This is a genomic window from Pseudomonas azotoformans, from assembly GCF_900103345.1.
In the GTDB taxonomy this organism is placed as follows: domain Bacteria; phylum Pseudomonadota; class Gammaproteobacteria; order Pseudomonadales; family Pseudomonadaceae; genus Aquipseudomonas; species Aquipseudomonas azotoformans.
The window spans coordinates 5,297,002-5,318,680 of sequence record NZ_LT629702.1 but is presented as its reverse complement, the minus strand read 5'-3'; the positions used below and the strand labels follow the sequence as shown (position 1 = coordinate 5,318,680).

The window sequence follows — 21,679 nt, the reverse complement described above, 5'->3', positions numbered from 1 at the left end:
ACTGCGCCTCTTGTCTTGAACACTGAGGTCGCCCATGCCATCCGTTATTTCCACCGACGTTCTGATAGTCGGCGCCGGGGTTGCCGGCCTCTGGCTGAATGCGCGCCTGCGCCGCCAGGGGTTTTCCACGGTGGTGGTGGAAAACGCCACCTTGGGTGGCGGGCAAAGCGTGAAGTCCCAGGGGATCATTCACGGCGGTGCGAAATACGCCCTGCATGGCGCGATCACCGGCGCCTCTGAAGCCATTGCCGATATGCCGCGCCGCTGGCGCGAAGCACTGGCGGGTAACGGCGAGCTGGACCTGCGCGGCGTGCGCCTGTTGTCTGAGGCGCATTACCTGTGGTCCCCCGGCACGCTTGCCGGCAACCTCACCAGTTTCTTCGCCAGCAAGGCGGTGCGTGGCCGTGTCGACCAAGTCAAAGGCGACGATTTGCCGCCGGCGCTGCAAGACCGCCGCTTCAAGGGCAAGGTCTATCGCCTGGCGGAGCTGGTCATCGATGTACCGAGCCTGATCGAACGACTGGCCCAACTGGCTGGCGATGGTTTGCTCGCCGGCCAGCACATAGAACCTTTGTTGGAGGGCGACACGCTGGTGGGCTTGAGGGTGGACGGTCGCGAGATCCGCGCCCAGCGCATCGTGTTGAGTGCCGGCGCCGGTACGGCGGATCTGCTGACCACGCTGGGTATCAGCCAGCCAGCCATGCAAAAACGCCCCTTGCACATGATCATCGCCAAGGGCCCCGGCCTCAAGCCGCTGTATGCCCACTGCCTGGGCGGCGGCACCAAGCCACGCATCACCGTCACCACTCACCCGGCCGCCGATGGCAACTGGGTGTGGTACATGGGCGGCGATATTGCCGAAGCCGATGGTGTGGCGCGCACGCCGCAGGAACAGATCGCCACGGCGCAAAAAGAGCTGGCGCAATTGCTGCCGTGGATCGACATGAGCCAGACCCAGTGGGCCACCCTGCGCGTCGACCGTGCCGAGCCCCTGCAATCGGGCCTGACCCGCCCCGACAATGCCTTTGTCGCCGAGCAAGACCGCCTGCTGGTGGGCTGGCCGACCAAGCTGGCGCTGGCGCCGGACTTCGCCGATCGAGTGATCAATAGCCTGGAACGTGACGGTATCCGCCCAAGCACCACCGAACCTCTACCCGACCTGCCAAAACCCGCCATTGGCGCACCTGCCTGGGAGCAACTGTTGCCATGAGCCTGCCTACCCTGCACGACCTGCATCGCCCCTTGGGCAGCACTGGCCTGTTGGTGTCACCGCTGGGCCTGGGCACCGTCAAGCTGGGCCGCGACCAAGGGGTGAAATACCCCAGCAGCTTCCAGATCCCCGCTGACGACGAAGCGCGCATGCTGTTGCGCCAGGCCCGCGAACTGGGCATCAACCTGATCGACACTGCGCCAGCCTACGGCATGAGCGAAGAACGCCTGGGGCCGCTGCTGCGCGGCCAGCGCAAAGATTGGGTGATCGTCAGTAAAGTCGGCGAAGAGTTTGAGAACGGTGCGTCGAGCCACGACTTCAGCGCGGCCCACACCCGGGTGTCGATCGAGCGCAGTCTGAAACGACTTGAAACCGATTTTATCGACCTGGTGCTGGTGCACTCTGACGGTAACGACCTGCATATCCTCAATGACTGCGAGGTCTACCAGACCCTGGCGGCGTTGAAACAGGAAGGCAAGATCCGTGGCTTCGGCTTTTCCGGAAAAACCGTCGAGGGCGGTATGAAGGCTCTGGAACAGGGCGATTGCGCGATGGTCACCTACAATTTGAACGAACAGGCCGAGAAAACCGTCATTGAATATGCGGCGGCCCACGGCAAGGGCATCCTGGTGAAAAAGGCCTTGGCCAGCGGCCACGTTTGCCTGGAGCCGGGAATGGATCCAATTCGTGCCAGTTTCATGTTGTTGTTTGCGCAAACGGGCGTCGCCAGTGCTATTGTCGGGACCATTAACCCGCTGCACCTGGCCCATAACGTGGCGACCGCTGCCCAGGTCATTCGTCAACTCTGATGCCGCCGACGCGGCCGACCCCGTCGCAAGAAGGAGCCGACATGCCGCGAACGCTCATAAGAAAAAACCCCAGCAACTTCAAGACACTGCCGCTGCACGTCGAAGCCACCCCCGAAGGCCTGAGCTACCAGAGCGTCGGCATGCCGCTCAACTTTGCCCAGACCCTGCAACGGCGCAAGCCGGTCGATGTACCGGACCCCGAGCGTTTCGCCCTGGAGCTGGCCAACCTTGGCGTGTCGGTGCGCCTGACCCTGCATTGGCAAAACAAGGATTACTGGGTGCTGGTGCGCCAGCGCCGCCAGGACCGTGGCGACGTGGTGCTCAAGCTGATCTCCGGCTACGTGCCTGCCCATGAGCTGAACCTGCCGCTGCACACTGCCATCCAGGAAATTGCCGAAGAGTGCCTGCTGGAAACGCCGGAAGGCTGGCTGGGCGGGCGCTTCAACGACACCTGGCTGCCGGCGCCCTATGCCTCCGCGCTGCATTACCGCGAAGCCCTGCCCTTTCGTCTCAGCCCGCTGTCCGGTGCGGCTCGCCCGGTGCGCTGCGCCACCACCCAGTTGATCGAACGCCCGCGCGCCTACGTGCACCTGCCAACTGCCTCGCTGCAATTGATCTACGACCTGCGCCTGGAAGTGCCCAAGGAAGCCAAATCCCTGAGCCTGTTCCATGTGGACGAGCGCCTCGAAGGTGATCAACTGGTCGCCCGCCTCGACCGCCAGCGCCCGGACCTGTACCTGATGCCATTGAAAGACGGCCAGCCCCTGGCCGAGCTCTACACCGTCAAGAAAGACCAGCTGTACCCGGCGAGCACGCGGGGTTTGTACCTGGCGGAAAGCTTCGCCCAGCAGGAAGGCTGGCTGGTGCGTGAGGAGCGGATTCGCTGGAAGGACTGGCTGCGCCAGCAAGGCCTGGCTGAGCCTGAGAAAGAGTCGAAATTGAAGCGCCTGGCCCAAAGGGTGCTGCGCAAGATCGTACCCAAGAAAAAAACCAAGGCCTGAATCACGCTGTTGTGAGCGGGCTTGCCCCGCGCTGGAGTGCGTAGCGCTCCTGATTTTTTGGGGCCGCTACGCAGCCCAGCGCGGGGCAAGCCCGCTCACTACACATCGCGTCAGCCTTTGAGCAAGTGCTCCAGGCCTACCTTCAAAGGAGTGGGCTCGGGCAGGGTAAAACTCGCCAGTAACCGCTGGTTGTTCGCCCGCGAATGCCGGATATCCCCGGAGCGGGCCGGCCCGTAAGTCACCTCGGGCAGCTTGCCGACGATGTCTTCCAAGGCTTGCAGCACATCCTTGAGCGTCGTGGTGCGGTTCCAGCCAACATTGATTGCACCCAATGGCGCCTCGGGCGCTTCAATCGCCTGCACCAACAAGTCCACCAGGTCGCCCACGTACATGAAGTCGCGGGTTTGCTCGCCATCGCCAAACACGGCAATCGGTACGCCCTGCTGCACCCGCTCGCTGAAGATGCTGATCACACCGGAATACGGCGAGGACGGATCCTGGCGCGGCCCGAAGATATTGAAGAAGCGGAAGATCACCGGCTCCAGGCCATGCTGGCGACGGTAGAAATCGAAGTAGTGCTCGCCGGCCAACTTGTCGGACGCATAGGGTGTCAACGGCGCCTTGGTGGTGGCTTCGTCAATGGAAGCGCCTTCGCCATTGTTGCCGTATACCGCAGCGCTGGAGGCATAAACCACGCGCTTGATACCGGCCTTGCGCATGGCTTCGCACACATTCAAGGTGCCGATGAAGTTGCTCTGGTGCGTGCTGACCGGATCATCCACCGACGCCTGCACCGAGGCCACCGCTGCCAGGTGCACCACCGCGGCTGCGCCGACAGCGGCACGGGCGACCAGCTCGGCATCGGCCACATCGCCTTCCAGCAGTTCGACGCGCGGATTGTTCAACGGCAGGTTGCTGCGCTTGCCGGTGGACAGGTTATCCAGCACCCGCACACCGTAGCCTTTGGCGAGCAGCGCATCGACCAGGTGCGAGCCGATAAAGCCCGCGCCGCCGGTGACAAGAACCTGCTTATTCATTGTTGCGGATCTTCTCGACAATGGCGGTGGTCGAGCTGTTCTCGACCAGGCCCAGCACTTTGACCTTACCGCCGTAGGCACTGACGATATCAGCCCCCACGACCTGGTCGACGGAATAGTCACCGCCCTTGACCAGCACGTCCGGCTTGACCTGGGCCAGCAGGTTTTCCGGGGTCGCTTCAGGGAAGCTGATCACCCAGTCCACAGCCCCCAGACCGGCCAACACGGCCATGCGCCGGTCGACGCTGTTGATCGGACGGCCAGGGCCTTTCAAGCGGCTGACCGAAGCGTCATCGTTGACCGCGACGATCAGGCGATCGCCTTGGGCGCGGGCCTGTTCCAGGTAGGTCACGTGACCGGCGTGCAGGATGTCGAAGCAGCCGTTGGTGAACACGATGCTTTCGTTGTGAGCGCGAGCATCGTCAATCGCCAGCAGCAACTGCTCGATGGTCAGCACGCCCCGCTCCGAGCCTTCGGAGCGCTGAATTGCACGGCGCAATTCAGGCGCGCTGATGGCAGCGGTACCCAGCTTGCCCACCACGATGCCCGCAGCCAGGTTGGCCAGGGCCACGGCGTGGGGCAGTTCCTCACCGGCGGCAATCGAGGCAGCCAGGGTGGAAATCACGGTGTCACCGGCGCCGGTGACGTCGAACACTTCACGGGCGCGTGCCGGCAAGTGCATCGCCGGGTGGCCGGGGCGCAGCAGGGTCATGCCGTGCTCGCCACGGGTCACCAGCAAGGCGCCGAGGTCGAGGTCGGCCATCAGCGCCGCGCCCTTGGTCACCAGGTCGTGCTCATCGGCGCAACCGCCAACGATGGCTTCGAACTCACTGAGATTGGGCGTGATCAGGCTGGCTCCGCGATAAATCGAGAAGTCCTTGCCCTTGGGATCAGCCAATACCGGAATGCCCCTGGCCTTGGCGGCCTGGATCAGTTCCTGGTGATTCTTCAAGGCGCCTTTGCCGTAGTCGGACAACACCAGCACCTTGATACCTTCAAGCAACTGATCGACCTGGCCGCTAAGGGCCAGGGCGTCGGTGGCGAAGGGTTCTTCAAAATCGATACGCAGCAATTGCTGGTGACGGCTCATCACCCGCAGCTTGACGATGGTCGGTTGGTGGGCGATGCGCTGGAACAGCGCACGCACGCCAGCACCGCGCAGGCTGTTGGCCAGGCTGTCGGCGGCTTCGTCGTCGCCGGTCACGCCGACCAGCGAGGCCGGGGCGCCGAGCGCGGCAATATTGAGGGCAACGTTGGCAGCGCCACCTGGACGGTCTTCGATTTGCTCGACCTTGACGACCGGCACCGGCGCCTCAGGGGAAATCCGTGAGGTACCACCATGCCAGTAACGGTCGAGCATGACATCGCCGACCACCAAGACAGGGGCTTGATCGAATCGCGGCATGGACAACTTCATGGAGCAACCCACATACAAAATGAACAGGGGCGCGATATTAGCACAGGGTGAGCGCCGCCTAGTTCGTGAGCTTTATCCAGGACGCATCAGGGGCCGCACCTGATCATTTTTTGAACAGAACCGCCAGAATCAGCTCGACTGCGTCAGCCAGCTCGACCTCATCGGTGTTGATTTTGCAATCGGCGCATAGCGGCGCTTCATAAGGGCTGTCCAGCCCGGTGAAGGCCTTGATGCGCCCTTCCAGGGCCGCGCGGTACAAACCCTTGGGGTCGCGTCGGGCACACACGTCAAACGGCGTGCTGATGTAAACCTCAAAGAACTGCCCCGGCCCGAACAGCGCTTTGGCGGTCGCACGGTCGGCGCTGAACGGAGATATCGCCGAAACAATCACGATCAATCCCGCGTCCACCATCAACCGCGCCACTTCGCCGATACGCCGGATGTTTTCCTTGCGCGCCGTATCGCTCATGCCCAAGTCGTTGCACAACCCCGTGCGCAAGTTATCGCCATCGAGCACAAAGGTGTGCCGCCCTTGCTCGTTGAGCCGCACTTCCAGGGCATTGGCCAGGGTCGACTTGCCCGACCCGGACAGCCCCGTCAGCCATACACAACAAGGCTGCTGGTGCTTGAGCGCCGCCCGCGCAGCCGCCGACAACGACAAGCCAAAGGGACGGATGGAAGCAGAACCACTGACAAGCGACGGACTATTCATAACCCAGGACCTCATAGTCACGTTGATAGGCACGCCGGACCAGTCGGCGTGTGCGCAGGGTGCAGAAATCCCTGACCGGCTCGTTGCGCCGACCCAGTGAAATATTGAGATGTGGCAGGAATGTAGTCACGCCGAGACGCTCACACAGGTGCCGGAAGTCTTGCTCCAGGGACTCTTGGCGCCCCAGGAAATCCATGGCCATGTGGCCCACCTGATCCACCAGGAAATCAGTCTGGGGGGCAAAGTGCAGTTGGCGCCGCAGATTGTCGGGGTGCAGCCAGCCGGCGACGAAGTGATCAAAGTCACGATAGCTGGAAACCAGCGCCTGGGCATGCAGGTCACGACCGCCCATATGATTGCTGCGCAAGTAGGTATAGGCCGAGTAGGCACGCTCCAGCGGGTCACGCACGAAGGCAAACTTGAAGCTGCGCTCGCAGTGCTCGGGAAATTGCTGCTGGTACCAGTAATACGGCAGGTGCCCCGGCCAACGCCCATCGAGCAACGCCGAGCAAACACTGCTTCCCGCGCATTTGGGCACATGGATAAACACGCATTTGTGTCGTTCGAAAGCCGGATTGAGGGTGGCATATCCAGACAGGGATTTATTCACAGCCTGGCGATCCACTACCGACAACCGCCCCAGCAAAAACACCCTTTGGGGCTTGGGAAGCAATTTCCAGAGCAGACGTTGCAACATTCCATTACCCACGCAAGAAGGTTAGCCCTCTCGTTCGTCATTCGAATCGAGAGGGCCAACATAACAAACGACAGGTCGCGGATTATTTGGTTTTGGTCAAGCTGGGTAAGGATCCTGATACAAATACCGGGGCGCATTGCGCGCCCCGGTACATCAGGTGATATTCGCCGTTACCGGCTCATCCAGACCCATGGCGTGCAGGCGCGAGTAATAGCCGCCCATGGCCAGCAGTTCCATATGTGTACCACGCTCGACAATTTCGCCGTGGTCCATCACCAGAATCATGTCGGCTTTCTCGATGGTGGACAGACGGTGTGCGATCACCAGGGTGGTGCGGCCTTTCATGACCTTGTCCAGCGCGGCCTGAATGTGACGCTCGGACTCGGTGTCGAGTGCCGACGTCGCCTCATCCAGAATCAGCAGCGGGGCATTTTTCAGCAATGCACGGGCGATGGCCAAGCGCTGCCGCTGGCCGCCGGACAGCAGCACGCCGTTCTCACCGACTTCGGTGTCCAGGCCTTTGGGCAACTCGGCAATGAAGTCCATGGCATAGGCATCAGCGGCGGCTTTTTCGATGTCCTCACGCGGCGCATCCGCCAGGTCGCCGTAGGCGATGTTGTTGGCCACGGTGTCATTGAACAGCGTGACGTGCTGGGTCACCTGGGCCACATGTCGGCGCAGGTTGCGCAGGCGGTAGTCCTCGATCTCCACCTCGTCCAACAGGATTTCTCCAGTTTCGTGGTGGTAGAAACGCGGAATCAGGCTGGCCAGCGTGGACTTGCCGCTGCCGGAACGCCCGACCAGGGCGATCATCTGTCCAGGCTCCGCGGTGAAGCTGATGTTCTTCAGCACTTCGCGCTCGGCACCTGGGTAGGTGAAGCTCAGGTTGCGCACGTCGAGGCGGCCGCTGACGCGATCACGCTCCACGGTGCCACTGTCGACTTCCGGCTCTTCATCCAGTTGCTCGAAGATGCTTTCGGCACCGGCCACGCCTTTCTGGATCGTCGAGCTGACTTCCGACAGCTGGCGGATCGGCTTGGGCAGCAGGCCAGCCGCAGTGATGTAGGCCACCAGGTCTCCCGCCGTGGCATCGCCACGCAGCAGCAGCACCAGGAACATCAATGTCGCCATGGCGGTATAGATCACCAACTGCAGCATTGGCGTGTAGACCGCGCCGGTCTTGTTCATGCGCAGTTGCTTGTCGGTGTTGCCCTGGCTGGCCGCGGCAAAACGGCGCTCCTCATAACTTTCGCCACCAAAGCTGCGCACCACGCGGTAGCCCTGGATGGTCTCCGAGGCCACGTGGGTGACATCGCCCATCGCCACCTGAATCTTCTTGCTCTGCTTGCGGAATTTCTTGCTGGTGCTGCCGACCATCACGGCGATCAGCGGCAGGATCGCCAGCATCACCAAGGTCAGCTTCCAGTTCATCCACAGCAGGTAGCCAAACAGGAACACTACCGTCAAACCCTCGCGGATCACGACCTTGATCGCATCCGTGGCGGCGCCGGTGACCATGGTCACGTTGAAGGTGATGCGGGAAATCAGGTGTCCGGAGTTATGCGTGTCAAAGTAACGGTTGGGCAGCACCAGCAACTTGTTGAACAGCTGGACCCGCAGGTCATGCACCAGGCCGAGGGAGACCTTGGCCAGGTAGTAGTTGCCCAGGAACGAGCCCAGGCCCTGCCACGCGGCAATCAGGATGATCAGCAGCGGCACGGCCATCAGCAATTTCAGGTCCTTGAAGAACGGGACCTTGGGCATGAACACCACGTCCGGGTTGCTCAAGCCATCCACGAAGTACTTGAGGATCCCGGCGAGCATCGGCTGGGTGGAAGCAAAGATCACGAAGCCCACGATACTCAGCAGGAACATGCCGATGTACGGTTTCACATAGCCCAGCAGCCGGAGATAGATTTTCAGGCTGGATTCCTGGTCCGCTTTGGGCGGTGCGTCACTCATGTGTCGAGCTCACTGATTGGGTAGGACGCGAACTTTATCACATGCGTCGGGATTGGCCCGAGCCCAGACCAGAACACTGGCCAGCGCAATTGGCAGCCACGAGATAAACCACTCGGCCCGCGGGGTTCCCGTCAGGCTCGCCGCATCGAACTGCATGGCCAGGAACGAAAACACCCACATGCCGATGATACCTTTGCCGTAGAGCGTATCGCGGGCCTTCCAGGCTTGCCACAGCACGCCAAACCACAGTCCGCACCAGAGCAGCAGGCCAGGCAGGCCCAGTTCGATGGCGACATGGGAAAACAGGTTGTGGGCATGGTCGAAATAAATGCCATCAGCCAACACTTTGTAATCGCCCCCCAACCCCAGGCCAGCCCACGGATGCTCAGCGATCATCTGCATGGAAGACAGGAAGATCTGTGGCCGATAAGAGACACCGCGAGCAAGCATCAACGATTGCATGGCGAAGAACACCGCCAGCGCCGCTACCACAGCCCCCATGGCGATCACTGCGGTACGTCGGTCGCGGCACCACGCCGGCATCGCCACCACCGTCAACAGCAATGCCAGTGCCGCACCTCGGCTTTGGCTCAGCACCACGAACAACCCGAGAAGCGCGATGGACAGCACCCATGCCACTTGCATCCAACGCCCCCGCGGCAACCAATGCAGCAGCCAGACCGCAGCCAGGCCTATCACATAGGCTCCCAGGATCGGGTGGGCCAATTGCCCCAGACCTTCAAGGCGGGCGAACCAGGCATTATGCTCAACGCCATAAAACTTGACGATCGCCACCAGCGAAGAAAGAGCCAGCCCGAAACCGCCCCACTGCATCACACGAATGACACGCTCGGCCTGCCCGCAGGCGAACACCGGGAAAAACAGCAGGAACACACCGATATACAGCAGCCGCTTGGCCTCACGCGAAGGGTCTTCGACATTGGTCCACAGCAAGCTGATCGAGCCCCAGACCGCGAGCGCCGCAATCATCAGGCACATCCAGCGCTGTTCACGCCAGACTTCCACGAGTCGCTCACGCGCCGACCAGGCAAACACCATGGCCGGCAGCCACAGAAAGAGGGTCAAGCCTTGTTGATAAATCTTGTTGGTAGGCGCGAAGGCGATCGCCAGCAAAAACCACAGTAACCCGAAAATCATCCATACCTGCGCCCAACGACTTGCTTGCATCACCCGCTCCTGAATACGTCCAACCTGCCAACCGGCATGGTTAAAACCCAAAACTTTCGGCATTATTGCCGATCACTGTGCCCGCTACCCCCACAAGGCTTTCCGACGATGCAATGTTCAAGGCTTCCCCAAGCCGATTTAACCACGATGATTGAAGGCGCCAAGATCCTCGAACAGGACAGCTACGGCCCTAAAGTCTACCTGCTGGCAGACGGGAACATCCTTAAACTGTTTCGCCGTAAACGCCTGTTTTCCTCGGCACTGTTTCGTCCTTACTCCAAACGTTTCATCGATAACGTGGCGCAGCTGCAACAGCGTGGCATCCCCACCTTGACCGTACTGGCGTTCTATCAATTGGCTGCGCCCGGCATGACGGCTGTGCTGTATCGCCCACTGCCAGGGGAAACGCTGCGTCAGATCTCCAACAAAGACGGCTTTGACTGGCAAACGAATCTCGACCCGCTGGTGGCACTCATTCGCCGCCTGCATGGTGCAGGCATCTACTTTCGCTCCCTGCACCTGGGCAATATCGTGGTCACACCTGACAACGAAATGGGCCTGATCGATGTGGCTGATATGCGCTTTTTTCGCGCACCTCTTAACCCGGAACTCGCACGGCGCAACCTGCAGCACTTCGCGCGCTATATTGCGCGCGAGAAGCTGAACGAACGCTTTCCAATGCAAGCACTGGAGCAGGCGCTGTTAGCGGCATGAAAACAGGCGTCGGGAGGTTTCACTGAAATCTTTCCAGGCCTGCTCCGGCGCCAGCGCCCGCGATTGAGCCTCAAGCACCCCCTCGGCAGAGCCCGCGAACGCTTGCTCTACCAGCCGCCCCCAGGCCTGCACGTTGCCTGACGGCGCGTACCAGCCGGCATCTGCCAGTTGCTCGCGAAACACAGCCAGGTCGCTGGCCAGTACAGGAACACCGGCCATGACGGCCTCTTGCAGAATCAACCCCAGACCTTCCTGTGTCGACGGAATGGCAACCCAGTCAAAGGCCCGGTAAAGCGTAGCCGCATCCGGCAGATGGCCCGGCAGCGACACCTTGCCTTGCAAGCCCAGCGCCTTGATACGCGCCTCAAGGGTCGACCTTGCCGGGCCCTCACCCACAATTACCAGGCGCGCATCCGGTTGATGGATGGACACGTCGGAAAACGCTTCGAGCAAACAACCAAACCCCTTGCCGTCCACCAGCCGCCCAACCGCGCCCACAACATGCGAGCCTTCCAGCGGCAAGCCCAGGCGCGTCCGTGCCTGCTCTCGGGAAAGCGCAGCGGCACGGAAAACCACAGGGTCGAAGGCACTGCGCAACACCGCGACGGGGCGTTGCAGGTGACGCTCCAAAGTGTCCGCCAGGGTTTGCGACACGGCTGCGAGGGTCAGACGTGAGGCCGGGAATTGGTCGAACAGCGTCTGGTCCGCCTGGCGCAAACGCGTGACGCCGTGAAACACAACCACGGCCCGTACCTGCGGCAAGCGCTTGAGCACCGGCAACATCACCCGGGCAACGCCGACCCCATCCAGCAGCACAATCTCCAGATCCTCGGGCAGCGCTTTGTGAAACCGCGCGCGCATCAGCGGCGCCCATAGTTTCCACAGGTGCCGCCCCTTGAGCTGAGCCGAGGAACAGTGCCACTCCCGCACCGGCTCGCCTTTCTGCGCACCGCCTTGAAGCAGCCAGGTGCTGACCGGCACCTGACAAATAGCGTGGGACAGTATCTGTTGATGGACCTTCTGCACCGAGGCAAATGCAGAACCGCCGGCCCACATGATGTTGAGGATACTCATCGGTAAAAATGACCTTTTGCAGCGTTGTAGTGGCTTGTCGAATGCAACTAGTGGATCAACCAGCCGATACCGGCTCCCAGTATCAGCATGGTCGCAAGCTTGATCCGCTCTCGCCGCTTGCGCCGCGCTTTGGTCTGGCGTTCCTGCGCGGTCGCCACATGCAGACCGAAACCGGTATGTAACACCGCATCACCCTCCAGGGTCACGGCCCCCAGGTTCAGTTGCGCATAACGCTTGGAAAGCCCCTTCTCACCCTCAAACCCGGCATAGGGCGCGCACAACCAATACTCCTTGATGCGTCGCAACCCTGGGTTCAGTGAAAAACCTTGCCACTCGGGCTTGTCGGACAGCAGGGGATAACACGGCACACCGCCAATCACCTCGCGCGCGCCCAGATGGATATAAGGGCTGTGTACCTGCAAGTCATAAACATAATTGCGTAACCAGACCTGCAGAATATCGGGGCGCTGCTCCAGTATCGTCTTGGAGTCCTCGACAAAACCCGGTCGATAAAACGCCCAATCATCCTCGCAATGGAAAATGTAGGAGGTCTTGACCGACTCGTAGGCCAAGTCGATGGATGCCAACTGCCCAAGCTTCGGGCGGTTGATCAAGAAAGTGCAATGACTGCGCCAATGCTTTGGGACCGCAAGGCGAACAGCTTCATCGCCAGAGTCCTCGGTGATGAAGACTTCGCGTATGTCCGCTGTATTGAACAGATCGAAGCTCTCGAGCGTACGCTTCAACAAATCGAAGCGACCACAACTGGTCACCACGAGCGTCACATCGCTTTGATCGGAGAATTGCATTCAGGCCTCGATAGTATCACATAGCCATCATTTTTCAGCTATTAGCCGACATTAAACGCCCAGCTTCAGACGCAACTTCTCCAGCATATTCAATGGAGCGCGCGGCCGCAGGGGCGGCTCAAGCGCTTCGACAATCCGCTGGCCAATACGGGCAAAGCTGAACTGGTTGACGGCCAGGTCCTGCCCATTACGTGCAATGTCGGCTGCCAAATGCGGATTCGACCGCAACACAGCGAGCTTTTCCTGCAATTGCGGGATGTCCTTGTAGAACACCACATTGACCATGTCCTCGAACCCGAGGGCCGCGTTTTCCTCTGCGCCCTGATCGAACGCCAGCAATACGCAACCGCAGGCCATGGCCTCGAAGTTCTTGATCATGTATTCGCCCATGCCCACATCGGCACTGACGAAAAAACGAATGCGGTTGAGGGTCGCGCAGTATTCCTCACCGGATTTGGTGCGTGTCACTACTAACGGCTCAACCTTTGCCAACTCATCGAGCAACGCTTTGCGACCACTATAGGCAACGCTGTTGGTGCTGCCGACAAATGCCAACTCGATATCACGCTCACGGTCCTGGGGCTGCAACAGCGCCTGGTCATACCCCTTGGGCACGAATACCGCATCAAAACCTTCGGCACGCAGCCGCTCGGTCACCATGTGACCGGAGCTGATCACCCGCGCCCACGGCAGGCGCCGGTAATGGGCGCTGAACTTGCCGGTGTACTTGCAGGGAATGTAGTTCTGGTAAGCGTCGTGCTCGAGGATCACCAGGTTCGGGATCGTGCGGATAAACCCGACCTGGCGGATTTCCTGCTTGAAGCGCAGGAAGAACACGATGCGGTCGTAACGGGTCACATCGACCTCGCGCCGGAAGTAAGCACGCAGGTTGCGTTGCTCGTCGCTGCTCAACCAGCGGGTATCACATTCGCAGTGCTCGGCAATGCCTTCGTACAAGCGATCGAGGATGGCGCGCTGTTCTTTCTGCACCAGAAACAAGACTTTCATGACTTATCCTTTCCCAAACGCCACAACAACTCGTGCCGTCGTACGGCCTTGCGGAAAAATTCGTTCTCACCATAGGGCGACGGCGCACGGCCCGCCAAGACACGCTGCAGCCAGCGCCGTACACGGCGCTTGAACGGCGGTGCCGGTTGCAGGTCATGCATCATGCCCAATGCCATCGCCTTGTCACGCTGCTGCGCGAGTGACAATGAAACACTGCTGGGTGACAACACCAATGCATCATCGAACTGCGGCGGCAACGCAATGCCGGTGCCCGCATCGCCCATGGGCCAACGATCGTTGTCATGCAGGTGGTTGGCGTAGCCCAGGATGGTCGTCGGTTGCCACTCCAACCCATGCAAGGCTTCGGTGACCGCCTGGTGCGCGCAGATGTGATCGGGGTGCGGGTCGAGGACCGGGTGGGGCAGCACAATCACCTCGGGGCGCGCCATCAGCAACAAGTATCGCAGGTCGGCCAGCAGGTTGTTCCAGGTGGGCAGGCCATCCTGGTCCGCCGGCAACGGGAACGGGTTGAACTGGCGGAACAGGCGGATATCCGACAAATCCGCCTCACGGGAGGCCACCGGTTGATCCGGTGTCTCCCGCATCACCGGCAATTGCAGGCAGAAGTAGCCCAATTGCACGCACTGCGCCTCGGGCACCCCGGCCCAGCGGGGCACGGCAATGCTGTCCCAGGCGCGCAGGCGCCCCTTGATGCGCGCGGCTTCGACCGAGTCCATGCCCATCTGTTGATAGTGCTCGGCTTCGATTTCACCGGCGGTGAGGGTCACGATCCAGGGCTTGTCGGCCTGGCTGTAAAGACCAAATGCGGCCAGCTCGGCATCGTCGGCATGGGGGGCGATGACCATCATCCGTTGCGCCGTGTAATCCGCAGTGGCCCAGGCCCAGAGCCGGGGCGCGCCCAGCAATCGGCAAAAGCGCCCATGCAAACGCAACTCGCCGGCCATCAGGGCCGGGGCCAAACCACTGAGGTTGAGATAACGCACGCCATTCACGCCTCGCTCGAAGGCCTGGCGGTCGGGACTCTCGCCCCCCAGGATCTCGACAGCAGGGTCCAGCAGGCGTCCCAACCAAGCACTTTTGACCCGGATCGCCAACACCAGCGTCGCATCGGCCTCCAGGGCCGAATCAACCAGCAGTCGCCCGCGCTCGAAGCGAACCCCACTCACCTCGGCATCCGCCGAAAAACGGTATTGATAATCTTCGCCAGGCGCATAAAACAGGTGGTCGGCAAACCAGGCCTCATGGGCAACCCAGGCCAGCACGGCCAGTACCAAGGGCAACCACCAGGCCACGCAGATGCCGATCACCAGCAACAGCAGCAAGCCAATCAACAGGCCGATGCGCTTGTTGCGCCGATGGCGCTTGAGCAATTGCTGTTTGCGGCTCATACGGTCAGCACCGGCACAGGGTTGCACCAACGGTCCTTGTACTCGCGGTCGGCACGCCCGAAGGAAAACCGCAACGGCTTGCCGACTTCACGCGCCTGTTCCCAGGCACTCTGGGTATTCAGGAAGCTCAGCACACTGCCCGGGCTGAACGCACGGGTTTCAGGATCGACACCGCCGTTGACGTATTCGACGCTGATCCACTCGGGCGACTCGACCCGGTACACCAGCTGGACCGCAATCGGCGCATCGTTGAGAAAGATCACCGAGCCGATCAGCCACTCGCGCAGCAACTCGATCACCTCAGCCATACGCTCGGCGCCCGTGGCGACAAAGCCCCAGCGGCGCAGGAACAAATCGCAATAGATCGACGCCAGCTCCTGGCTGGAAAACTCACCCACCGGCCGCACGACGCCACCCGCCTCTTCCAGCAGGCGCAGTTCACGGCGCTGGTTGTAGCGGAATTTCTTCGACAGTTCTTCCGGCGTGCGCGCCATGGCCAGTTGCTCGGCCTGGGGCTTGAGGCCATTGAAACGGCCCTCGTTCAACACCGACAGGTAGCGCGCGCGCTGGCGCAGCGGCGCCTTGGCCCCGGCGGCGGCCGGCAGGATCAGCTCGGCATTGCCCAGGTCGAACAAGCCCTTTTTGCCGCGCTGTTTGAGCACATCCTTGGACAAAGCCAGGTCGCGTCCCCAGGTGGCGATGCACGCCTGAAGCTCGCCACCCTGCTCCCAGGCCAGGTAACGCACCGGGATCTCGGCAAGCCCCGCCAGGCGTTCGATCACCTGGGGATGGGTGGCGACGCTGCCGCCAAAACGCTGCCAGGCGTCGCCGTAGACAGGCGCGTCAACGACGGACCAGCCTCGCTCGCGCCAGCCTTGGAATCGATTGAGCATCAAGCCCCCGCGGTCAGTTCTATAACGTGCGGCAGTTGCCAGAAGGTATCGCGTACCGCCTGATCCGAGAAACGCGCATGCAGGCGCTCCAGCATCATCTCGGCACACTGCCGTTGTTGCTGGCGATCCATTGCAGCCAGATGTCGCAGCCCCTGGGCCAGGTGCTCGGCGTCACCAAAGGGAAACAGGATGCCGACGCCTTCGACCACTTCCTTCGCCCCGCCACAGGCCGTGGCCAGCAACGGCACGCCAGCGGCCATGGCCTCCAGCAGTACCATGCCGAACGGCTCGTGGTCGGAGCTCAGTGCGAAAACATCGAATGCGCGGAAATACCGGCGCGCATCCGGCACCTGACCAAGGAACAGCACCTTGTCGGCAACGCCCAGTTCCCGGGCCAGCTCCTTGAGGTCCTGCTCCAGGCGGCCACTGCCGAGGATCGCCAGGCGGCTTTGCTCCGGCAGGTGCGGCAGCGCCAGGGCAAAACCCTTGAGCAATGTGGCCTGGTCCTTGTCCGGGTGCAGGCGGCCGACATTGCCGACCACCCACTCGTCCGGCGACAGCCCCAGGGCATCACGCGCCTCATCCACCGGCACCTGCATGGCCTGCAGGGCGTCGACATCGATGCGGTTGTACAGCGTCTGGATACGCGCAGCCGGCCAGGCCGGCAGGCAACGGCGCATATCGTCACGCACCGCGTCGGACACCCCGAGCAGGCTCAGGCGCTTGCGGAAAATGCCGGCAAACAGCTTGCGGCTGCGGCGCTGGTAATCACCAAAGGCATGATGCACACCGATCACCGGCAACCGCGTGGCCAGCAAGGCCACGTAGATCGGCTTGAAACGGTGGGCAATGCAGAAACTGAAGTTGCGCGACGCTGCGATCTTGCGCAGCTCGGCAATAGCCCCAAGCTTGAGGCCGCGAACGGCCTTGGAGCTGAATTCCATGAACAGCACTTCATCACTGGCGCAACCGGCGGCCACCTCGGGGTCGGCGACCCCGGTGAGGAAAACCGTGGTCACTTTGTAGCCGGAGCCTGCGAACAGACTGGCGTACTGCCGCGCGCAGTCCAGGAACGGCCCGTCATAGCCGTGGCAGAACTGCAGGACGTGGCGATCAGCCGAGCGCGTCATAAGGGTCCACGCCGTCCTTGACGACCAGGATGTCTTCCATGATCAGGTACTGCAGGTCGGAGCCGAAGAACATGTTCAGCGCGTCGGTCGGCGAGCAGATCATCGCTTCGCCACGGCGGTTGAGCGAGGTGTTCAGGGACACGCCGTTGCCGGTCAGTACTTCCAGCTCTTTCATCATGTCGTAGTAGCGCGGGTTGTACTCACGCTTGAGCACCTGGGCGCGGGAGGTGCCATCTTCATGGACCACTTCCGGCACACGGGTTTTCCACTCTTCGGCCACTTCAAAGGTGAAGGTCATGAACGGCGCCGGGTGGTCGACCTTGATCATCTGCGGCGCGACGGTGTCGAGCATCGACGGGCAGAAAGGCCTCCAGCGCTCGCGGAACTTGATCTGATGGTTGATGCGGTCCGCCACGCCGGTGGCGCTTGGGCAACCGATGATCGAACGACCGCCGAGTGCACGCGGGCCAAACTCCATGCGGCCCTGGAACCAGGCCACCGGGTTGCCATCGACCATGATCTTGGCGATGCGCTGAGGCATGTTCTCGATCTTGCGCCAGTTCGGCTTGCTCTCATGCTTGGCGCACGCGGCGATCACGTCTTCGTTGCTGTAGGACGGGCCGAGGTAGACGTGTTCCATCTTCTCCACCGGCACGCCACGGGCGTGGGACACGTAGGCCGCCGCCCCCACGGCAGTACCGGCATCGCCGGACGCCGGCTGCACGAACAGCTCTTTCACGTCGTCACGCGCAATGATTTTCTGGTTCAGCTTGACGTTCAGCGCGCAGCCGCCGGCGAAGGCCAGCTTGCCGGTGTCCTTGAGGATGTCGCCCAAGTAGTGGTCGATCATCTGCAGGGCCAGCTTCTCGAACAGCGCCTGCATGCTGGCGGCGTAATGGATGTACGGCTCGTCGGCGATGTCGCCTTCGCGCTTGGGACCCAGCCACTCGATCAGTTTTGGCGAGAAGTAGAACCCCTTGCCCTTCTCTTTGTAACGGCGCAGGCCGATGACGTTGGCATAGTCGGTGTTGATCACCAACTCGCCGTTCTCGAAGGAGGCCAGGCGCGAGAAATCGTACTTGCTGGCATCGCCATACGGCGCCATGCCCATGACCTTGAACTCACCGTCGAGCATCTCGAAACCGAGGAACTCGGTGATCGCGCCGTAAAGGCCGCCGAGGGAGTCCGGATCGTAGAATTCCTTGATCTTGTGGATCTTGCCGTTCTCGCCGTAGCCGAAGAACGTGGTGGCGTACTCACCTTTACCGTCGATACCGAGGATCGCGGTTTTCTCCTGGAAGCCGGAGCAGTGGTAGGCGCTGGAAGCGTGGGCCAGGTGGTGTTCAACCGGTTCGATCTTGATTTTCTTCGGATCGAAGCCCAGTTGCTCCAGGCACCAGACGATCTTGTTGCGATAACGCTTGTAGCGACGGTTGCCCATCAGGATCGCATCGAGGGCGCGGTCCGGGGCATACCAGTAACGCTTGGCGTAGTGCCAGCGCGCCTCGCCGAACAGGCTGATCGGGGCGAACGGGATCGCGACCACGTCAACGTCGGAGGGCTTGATGCCGGCCTGCTCCAGGCAGAACTTCGCCGACTCGTAGGGCATGCGGTTCTTTGCATGTTTGTCACGTACGAAGCGTTCTTCTTCGGCGGCCGCGATCAGCTTGCCGTCGATATACAAGGCTGCGGAAGGATCATGGCTAAGGGCGCCGGACAGGCCAAGAATCGTCAATGCCACAGGGGTCTAGCCTCTTTTAGTCTGCATGCAGGCGGGTTGCGCCTGAAAAAAGTGTGCCTCCCGCCTGGGCGGGAAACAGCTAAAGGGCGGGATTATAGCGTAAAAGCGGCGGGAAGCTGTTAGCGGCGAGCGTCAAGAGGGATCAGCGGAAGATCTCGATGCTGCCGTCCCGGCTTTGACGGTAAACGGTGTAGGGCAGCACCAGGGTGTCCAGCACGCCGGAGGCGACAAACTCCACCGCGACAATGGGTAGCATGCTCCCGCCATGGTCGATCAGGCTGTTGTCCTTCAGGCTCTTGTCGGGCGCCGGTTCCCCATTAAGGGTACAGAACCCGTAGATCACCCCACTGTAGATGCGCGGCACGTTTTCGCAGTGACTGCGCGAGTCCTTGAGGTTCTGGCTGGTGACCGCATCTGGCCGGAAGACGGTATTGATGGTTCCGCAGCCCGCCAGCATAAGCGACAGCGCACTGCACAAGACTTTCGCCCCCCTCCTCATGACCCTCTCCTTATGGCCCATCAGCCATTGTTACTGCCAAGGCTGACCACGCTAACATCGCAAGGGCAGGTGACCCAAAGCGGCAACACTGATTTGCAGCGTAGGACGATTCCCAAATGATAAAAATCGCCCGAGCCACTAAACTCGCGCCCCTTTACGCGTCTATCGCCTATGCGCGCCATGGATTCCAGCTGACCGATGAAAACCCTCGCCCGCTTCACCTTGTTGCTGCCTGGCCTGTTCGCCCTGAGCGATGCCGCTCGGGCTGACGACGCCCCGCTGGTGCTCGACCCCAGCGTGGTCACCGGCTCGCGCAGCGCCAGCCCGACCTTCGACCTGCCGTACTCGGTGGACGGCATCAGCCGTGAACAGATCAGCGACGGCCAAATGGGCATCAACGCCTCCGAGGCCCTGTCCCGCGTGCCCGGCCTGGTGGTGCAGAACCGCCAGAACTATGCCCAGGACCTGCAGATTTCCTCCCGCGGCTTCGGCGCCCGCTCGGCGTTCGGTGTGCGCGGCATCAAGCTGATTGCCGACGGCATCCCCGCCAGCACTCCGGACGGCCAGGGCCAGGCGGCCACCTTCAACCTCGACACAGCCGAACGCATCGAAGTGCTGCGTGGCCCTGCCGCCACCCTGTATGGCAGCAATGCCGGCGGCGTGATCCAGATGTTCTCCCGCGACGGCGAAGGCCCGCCGCGCATTGGCGCCGAGACCCTGGTGGGCAGCGACGGCCTGAACAAGAACCACCTGAGCGCCGAAGGCGCGACCAACGGCGCCGGCTTCGTGCTTGACGCTTCGCGCATGGACACCAACGGCTACCGCGACCACAGCAGCGCACGCCGCGACCAGACCTTCGCCAAGCTCAACGTCCAGCCGGATGACGACAGCAAGCTGGCGCTGATCTACAGCAGCCTGGAACAGAACGGCACCCAGGACCCACTGGGGCAGACGTGGGCGGCGTACAAGGCTGACCCACGCTCGGTGAGCGCCAACGCGCTGACGTACAACACGCGCAAAAGTATCGATCATCAGCAATTGGGCATGAATTACGAGCGGTACTTCGGCGATGCGACGTTGCAGGTGAATGGGTATACGGGGCGTCGGAGTGTGATTCAGTATTTGTCGATTCCAAGAGGCACACCCGCCAACGAGCGTGGCGGCGGCGTGGTGCAATTCAACCGCAAGTTCTATGGCGGCAGCGTGCGTTGGATGCAGCCTATTGAAAGCGCACCGGGCGAGCTAATGATCATCTCCGGCCTGGATTTCGATCAAAGCGAAGACAGTCGCCACGGCTACCAGAACTACAGCGGCAACACCCTCGGCGTGAAAGGCCAACTGCGCCGCGATGAAATCGACACCGCCCGCAGCCTCGATCCCTATATCCAGGCCAACTGGGCCCTCGACCGCTGGACCCTGCAAGCCGGCGTCCGACACAGCACCATGCAGTTGGACGTTGACGACCAGTTCCTCAGCAATGGCGATTCCAGCGGCAACAAGACCTATCAGAAAAATACGCCGTCAATGAGCGTGATGTACGCGTTCACACCTGAACTGCATGGTTATGTCAGCGCGGGCAAAGGCTTCGAAACACCGACCCAGGCCGAATTGGCCTATGCACCAGGAAGCGTCGAGGGTTTCAACTTTGGCCTGAAGCCATCGGAAAGCACCCAGTACGAGGTGGGACTGAAAGCTCAGCTCAACAACACACGAATCAACGCTGCCGTATTCCAGATAACCACCGAGGATGAACTGGTGGTTTATCAATCCCTGGGCGGCCGCACCAGTTACCAAAACGCCGGCCGCACCCTGCGCCGTGGCTTCGAACTGGGCATCGAAAGCCAGCTCAGCGAACACTGGAGCGCCAACCTTGCCTACACCCGCCTGCAAGCCACCTACGACAGTGACTTCGTCAGCGGCGGCAACACCGCCGTCGACAAGGGCAACTACCTGCCCGGCGTACCGCAAACCACCTTGTTCGCCGAGCTCAACTGGAAGCCCCGCGACTGGGTCAGCACCGCCCTCGAAGGCATGTACCGCAGCCAGGTCTACGTCGAAGACACCAACAGCCAACACGCCGCCCCGGCCTACAGCGTGTTCAACTGGCGCGCCCGCTTTGAACAGAAAGTCGAACACTGGACCTTCCACCAGACCCTGCGCCTGGATAACCTGCTCGACCGCCAGTACGTCGGCTCGGTGATCGTCGGCGACGGCAACAACCGCTATTACGAAGCCGCGCCAGGGCGTTCGTGGTATGCCGGAGCAGGTGCGGAGTACCGATTCTGATCATCCAGGAGCAGTAATCACTCTGCATTGACACTCAAAAATCGCAAGCATAGAATGCTGGCGCAAATGGACTGGGGGATCCC

The 21,679-nt window shown here is 61.5% G+C and carries 19 protein-coding genes; 5 read left to right on the top strand and 14 right to left on the bottom strand.

Translation table 11 applies throughout. From position 1 onward, the window contains the following. The first annotated feature begins 34 nt into the window (after positions 1-34). From BLR69_RS24130 to BLR69_RS24120, 3 genes are read left to right on the top strand one after another with little or no spacing between them, the layout of a single operon-like run. Positions 35-1,210: an NAD(P)/FAD-dependent oxidoreductase gene (locus BLR69_RS24130; protein ID WP_071497180.1), complete on the top strand. Its 1,176-nt coding sequence runs from the start codon at positions 35-37 to the stop codon at positions 1,208-1,210. Then, positions 1,207-2,019: an aldo/keto reductase gene (locus BLR69_RS24125; protein WP_071497179.1), complete on the top strand. Its 813-nt coding sequence runs from the start codon at positions 1,207-1,209 to the stop codon at positions 2,017-2,019. The genes BLR69_RS24130 and BLR69_RS24125 overlap by 4 nt, the downstream gene beginning before the upstream one ends. Positions 2,020-2,060: 41 nt before the next feature. Further along, positions 2,061-3,020 (top strand): metal ABC transporter ATPase, encoded by a 960-nt coding sequence (locus BLR69_RS24120; protein WP_071497178.1) that lies wholly within the window; start codon positions 2,061-2,063, stop codon positions 3,018-3,020. 110 nt (positions 3,021-3,130) lie between these two features. Here BLR69_RS24120 and BLR69_RS24115 read toward each other — a convergent pair whose 3' ends face one another. The 6 genes from BLR69_RS24115 to BLR69_RS24090 form a co-directional block, all read right to left on the bottom strand. Then, positions 3,131-4,057 carry an NAD-dependent epimerase/dehydratase family protein gene (locus BLR69_RS24115; RefSeq protein ID WP_071497177.1) on the bottom strand — a complete coding sequence of 309 codons (927 nt, stop codon included), beginning with the start codon at positions 4,055-4,057 and terminating at the stop codon, positions 3,131-3,133. Beyond that, complete coding sequence (gene hldE / locus BLR69_RS24110; protein WP_071497176.1) at positions 4,050-5,474, bottom strand: bifunctional D-glycero-beta-D-manno-heptose-7-phosphate kinase/D-glycero-beta-D-manno-heptose 1-phosphate adenylyltransferase HldE; 1,425 nt, start codon at positions 5,472-5,474, stop codon at positions 4,050-4,052. Before hldE ends, BLR69_RS24115 begins: the two co-directional genes overlap by 8 nt. Before the next feature lie 103 nt (positions 5,475-5,577). Further along, entirely contained in the window at positions 5,578-6,186 is a 609-nt protein-coding gene (cysC, locus tag BLR69_RS24105; RefSeq protein WP_071497175.1) for an adenylyl-sulfate kinase, read from the bottom strand. Beyond that, complete coding sequence (locus BLR69_RS24100; RefSeq protein ID WP_071497174.1) at positions 6,179-6,883, bottom strand: sulfotransferase family 2 domain-containing protein; 705 nt, start codon at positions 6,881-6,883, stop codon at positions 6,179-6,181. The genes cysC and BLR69_RS24100 overlap by 8 nt, the downstream gene beginning before the upstream one ends. A 153-nt stretch (positions 6,884-7,036) precedes the next feature. Next, positions 7,037-8,845, bottom strand: coding sequence for a lipid A export permease/ATP-binding protein MsbA (gene msbA, locus BLR69_RS24095; protein WP_071497173.1), 1,809 nt, complete (start codon positions 8,843-8,845; stop codon positions 7,037-7,039). 9 nt (positions 8,846-8,854) lie between these two features. Further along, on the bottom strand, positions 8,855-10,033 hold the full coding sequence (locus tag BLR69_RS24090) for an O-antigen ligase family protein (RefSeq protein ID WP_071497172.1): 1,179 nt from the start codon (positions 10,031-10,033) through the stop codon (positions 8,855-8,857). 147 nt (positions 10,034-10,180) lie between these two features. Between BLR69_RS24090 and BLR69_RS24085 the strand changes: the two genes are divergently transcribed. Then, positions 10,181-10,747, top strand: a complete 567-nt coding sequence (locus BLR69_RS24085; RefSeq protein WP_172832139.1) for a BUD32 family EKC/KEOPS complex subunit — start codon at positions 10,181-10,183, stop codon at positions 10,745-10,747. On the opposite strand, the gene BLR69_RS24080 is transcribed toward BLR69_RS24085, so the two are convergent. The 8 genes from BLR69_RS24080 to BLR69_RS24045 all read right to left on the bottom strand — a co-directional run bounded on the left by BLR69_RS24080 (position 10,736) and on the right by BLR69_RS24045 (position 19,310). Next, the gene (locus tag BLR69_RS24080; RefSeq protein WP_071497170.1) at positions 10,736-11,821 is read right to left on the bottom strand and encodes a glycosyltransferase; all 1,086 of its coding nucleotides are present in this window, start codon (positions 11,819-11,821) and stop codon (positions 10,736-10,738) included. The two genes, BLR69_RS24085 and BLR69_RS24080, sit on opposite strands and share 12 nt — an antisense overlap. Before the next feature lie 47 nt (positions 11,822-11,868). Next, the gene (locus BLR69_RS24075) at positions 11,869-12,630 is read right to left on the bottom strand and encodes a glycosyltransferase family 2 protein (RefSeq protein ID WP_071497169.1); all 762 of its coding nucleotides are present in this window, start codon (positions 12,628-12,630) and stop codon (positions 11,869-11,871) included. A gap of 51 nt (positions 12,631-12,681) precedes the next feature. Next, positions 12,682-13,638: a glycosyltransferase family protein gene (locus BLR69_RS24070; RefSeq protein ID WP_071497168.1), complete on the bottom strand. Its 957-nt coding sequence runs from the start codon at positions 13,636-13,638 to the stop codon at positions 12,682-12,684. Continuing rightward, entirely contained in the window at positions 13,635-15,047 is a 1,413-nt protein-coding gene (locus tag BLR69_RS24065; protein ID WP_071497167.1) for a PIG-L deacetylase family protein, read from the bottom strand. The genes BLR69_RS24070 and BLR69_RS24065 overlap by 4 nt, the downstream gene beginning before the upstream one ends. Beyond that, complete coding sequence (locus tag BLR69_RS24060) at positions 15,044-15,940, bottom strand: antimicrobial resistance protein Mig-14 (protein WP_071497166.1); 897 nt, start codon at positions 15,938-15,940, stop codon at positions 15,044-15,046. Before BLR69_RS24060 ends, BLR69_RS24065 begins: the two co-directional genes overlap by 4 nt. Next, complete coding sequence (locus BLR69_RS24055) at positions 15,940-17,070, bottom strand: glycosyltransferase (protein WP_071497165.1); 1,131 nt, start codon at positions 17,068-17,070, stop codon at positions 15,940-15,942. Before BLR69_RS24055 ends, BLR69_RS24060 begins: the two co-directional genes overlap by 1 nt. Beyond that, positions 17,054-18,811, bottom strand: coding sequence for a carbamoyltransferase family protein (locus BLR69_RS24050; protein WP_034136622.1), 1,758 nt, complete (start codon positions 18,809-18,811; stop codon positions 17,054-17,056). Before BLR69_RS24050 ends, BLR69_RS24055 begins: the two co-directional genes overlap by 17 nt. A gap of 142 nt (positions 18,812-18,953) precedes the next feature. Then, the gene (locus tag BLR69_RS24045; protein ID WP_071497164.1) at positions 18,954-19,310 is read right to left on the bottom strand and encodes a YceK/YidQ family lipoprotein; all 357 of its coding nucleotides are present in this window, start codon (positions 19,308-19,310) and stop codon (positions 18,954-18,956) included. Positions 19,311-19,508: 198 nt separating this feature from the next. Here BLR69_RS24045 and BLR69_RS24040 point away from each other — a divergent pair, with 198 nt between their 5' ends. Further along, a complete protein-coding gene (locus BLR69_RS24040) occupies positions 19,509-21,596 on the top strand; it encodes a TonB-dependent receptor family protein (RefSeq protein WP_071497163.1) in 2,088 nt (695 codons plus the stop codon). Positions 21,597-21,679: the final 83 nt, after the last annotated feature.

Coding starts and splice junctions, on each gene's coding strand:
- BLR69_RS24120 (WP_071497178.1), top strand. CDS start 2,061: ATGCCGCGAACGCTCATAAGAAAAAACCCCAGCAACTTCAAGACACTG.
- BLR69_RS24125 (WP_071497179.1), top strand. CDS start 1,207: ATGAGCCTGCCTACCCTGCACGACCTGCATCGCCCCTTGGGCAGCACT.
- BLR69_RS24115 (WP_071497177.1), bottom strand. CDS start 4,057: ATGAATAAGCAGGTTCTTGTCACCGGCGGCGCGGGCTTTATCGGCTCG.
- BLR69_RS24080 (WP_071497170.1), bottom strand. CDS start 11,821: ATGAGTATCCTCAACATCATGTGGGCCGGCGGTTCTGCATTTGCCTCG.
- BLR69_RS24075 (WP_071497169.1), bottom strand. CDS start 12,630: ATGCAATTCTCCGATCAAAGCGATGTGACGCTCGTGGTGACCAGTTGT.
- BLR69_RS24060 (WP_071497166.1), bottom strand. CDS start 15,940: ATGCTCAATCGATTCCAAGGCTGGCGCGAGCGAGGCTGGTCCGTCGTT.
- cysC (WP_071497175.1), bottom strand. CDS start 6,186: ATGAATAGTCCGTCGCTTGTCAGTGGTTCTGCTTCCATCCGTCCCTTT.
- BLR69_RS24055 (WP_071497165.1), bottom strand. CDS start 17,070: ATGACGCGCTCGGCTGATCGCCACGTCCTGCAGTTCTGCCACGGCTAT.
- BLR69_RS24085 (WP_172832139.1), top strand. CDS start 10,181: ATGATTGAAGGCGCCAAGATCCTCGAACAGGACAGCTACGGCCCTAAA.
- msbA (WP_071497173.1), bottom strand. CDS start 8,845: ATGAGTGACGCACCGCCCAAAGCGGACCAGGAATCCAGCCTGAAAATC.
- BLR69_RS24090 (WP_071497172.1), bottom strand. CDS start 10,033: ATGCAAGCAAGTCGTTGGGCGCAGGTATGGATGATTTTCGGGTTACTG.
- BLR69_RS24065 (WP_071497167.1), bottom strand. CDS start 15,047: ATGAGCCGCAAACAGCAATTGCTCAAGCGCCATCGGCGCAACAAGCGC.
- BLR69_RS24130 (WP_071497180.1), top strand. CDS start 35: ATGCCATCCGTTATTTCCACCGACGTTCTGATAGTCGGCGCCGGGGTT.
- BLR69_RS24040 (WP_071497163.1), top strand. CDS start 19,509: ATGAAAACCCTCGCCCGCTTCACCTTGTTGCTGCCTGGCCTGTTCGCC.
- hldE (WP_071497176.1), bottom strand. CDS start 5,474: ATGAAGTTGTCCATGCCGCGATTCGATCAAGCCCCTGTCTTGGTGGTC.
- BLR69_RS24100 (WP_071497174.1), bottom strand. CDS start 6,883: ATGTTGCAACGTCTGCTCTGGAAATTGCTTCCCAAGCCCCAAAGGGTG.
- BLR69_RS24070 (WP_071497168.1), bottom strand. CDS start 13,638: ATGAAAGTCTTGTTTCTGGTGCAGAAAGAACAGCGCGCCATCCTCGAT.
- BLR69_RS24045 (WP_071497164.1), bottom strand. CDS start 19,310: ATGAGGAGGGGGGCGAAAGTCTTGTGCAGTGCGCTGTCGCTTATGCTG.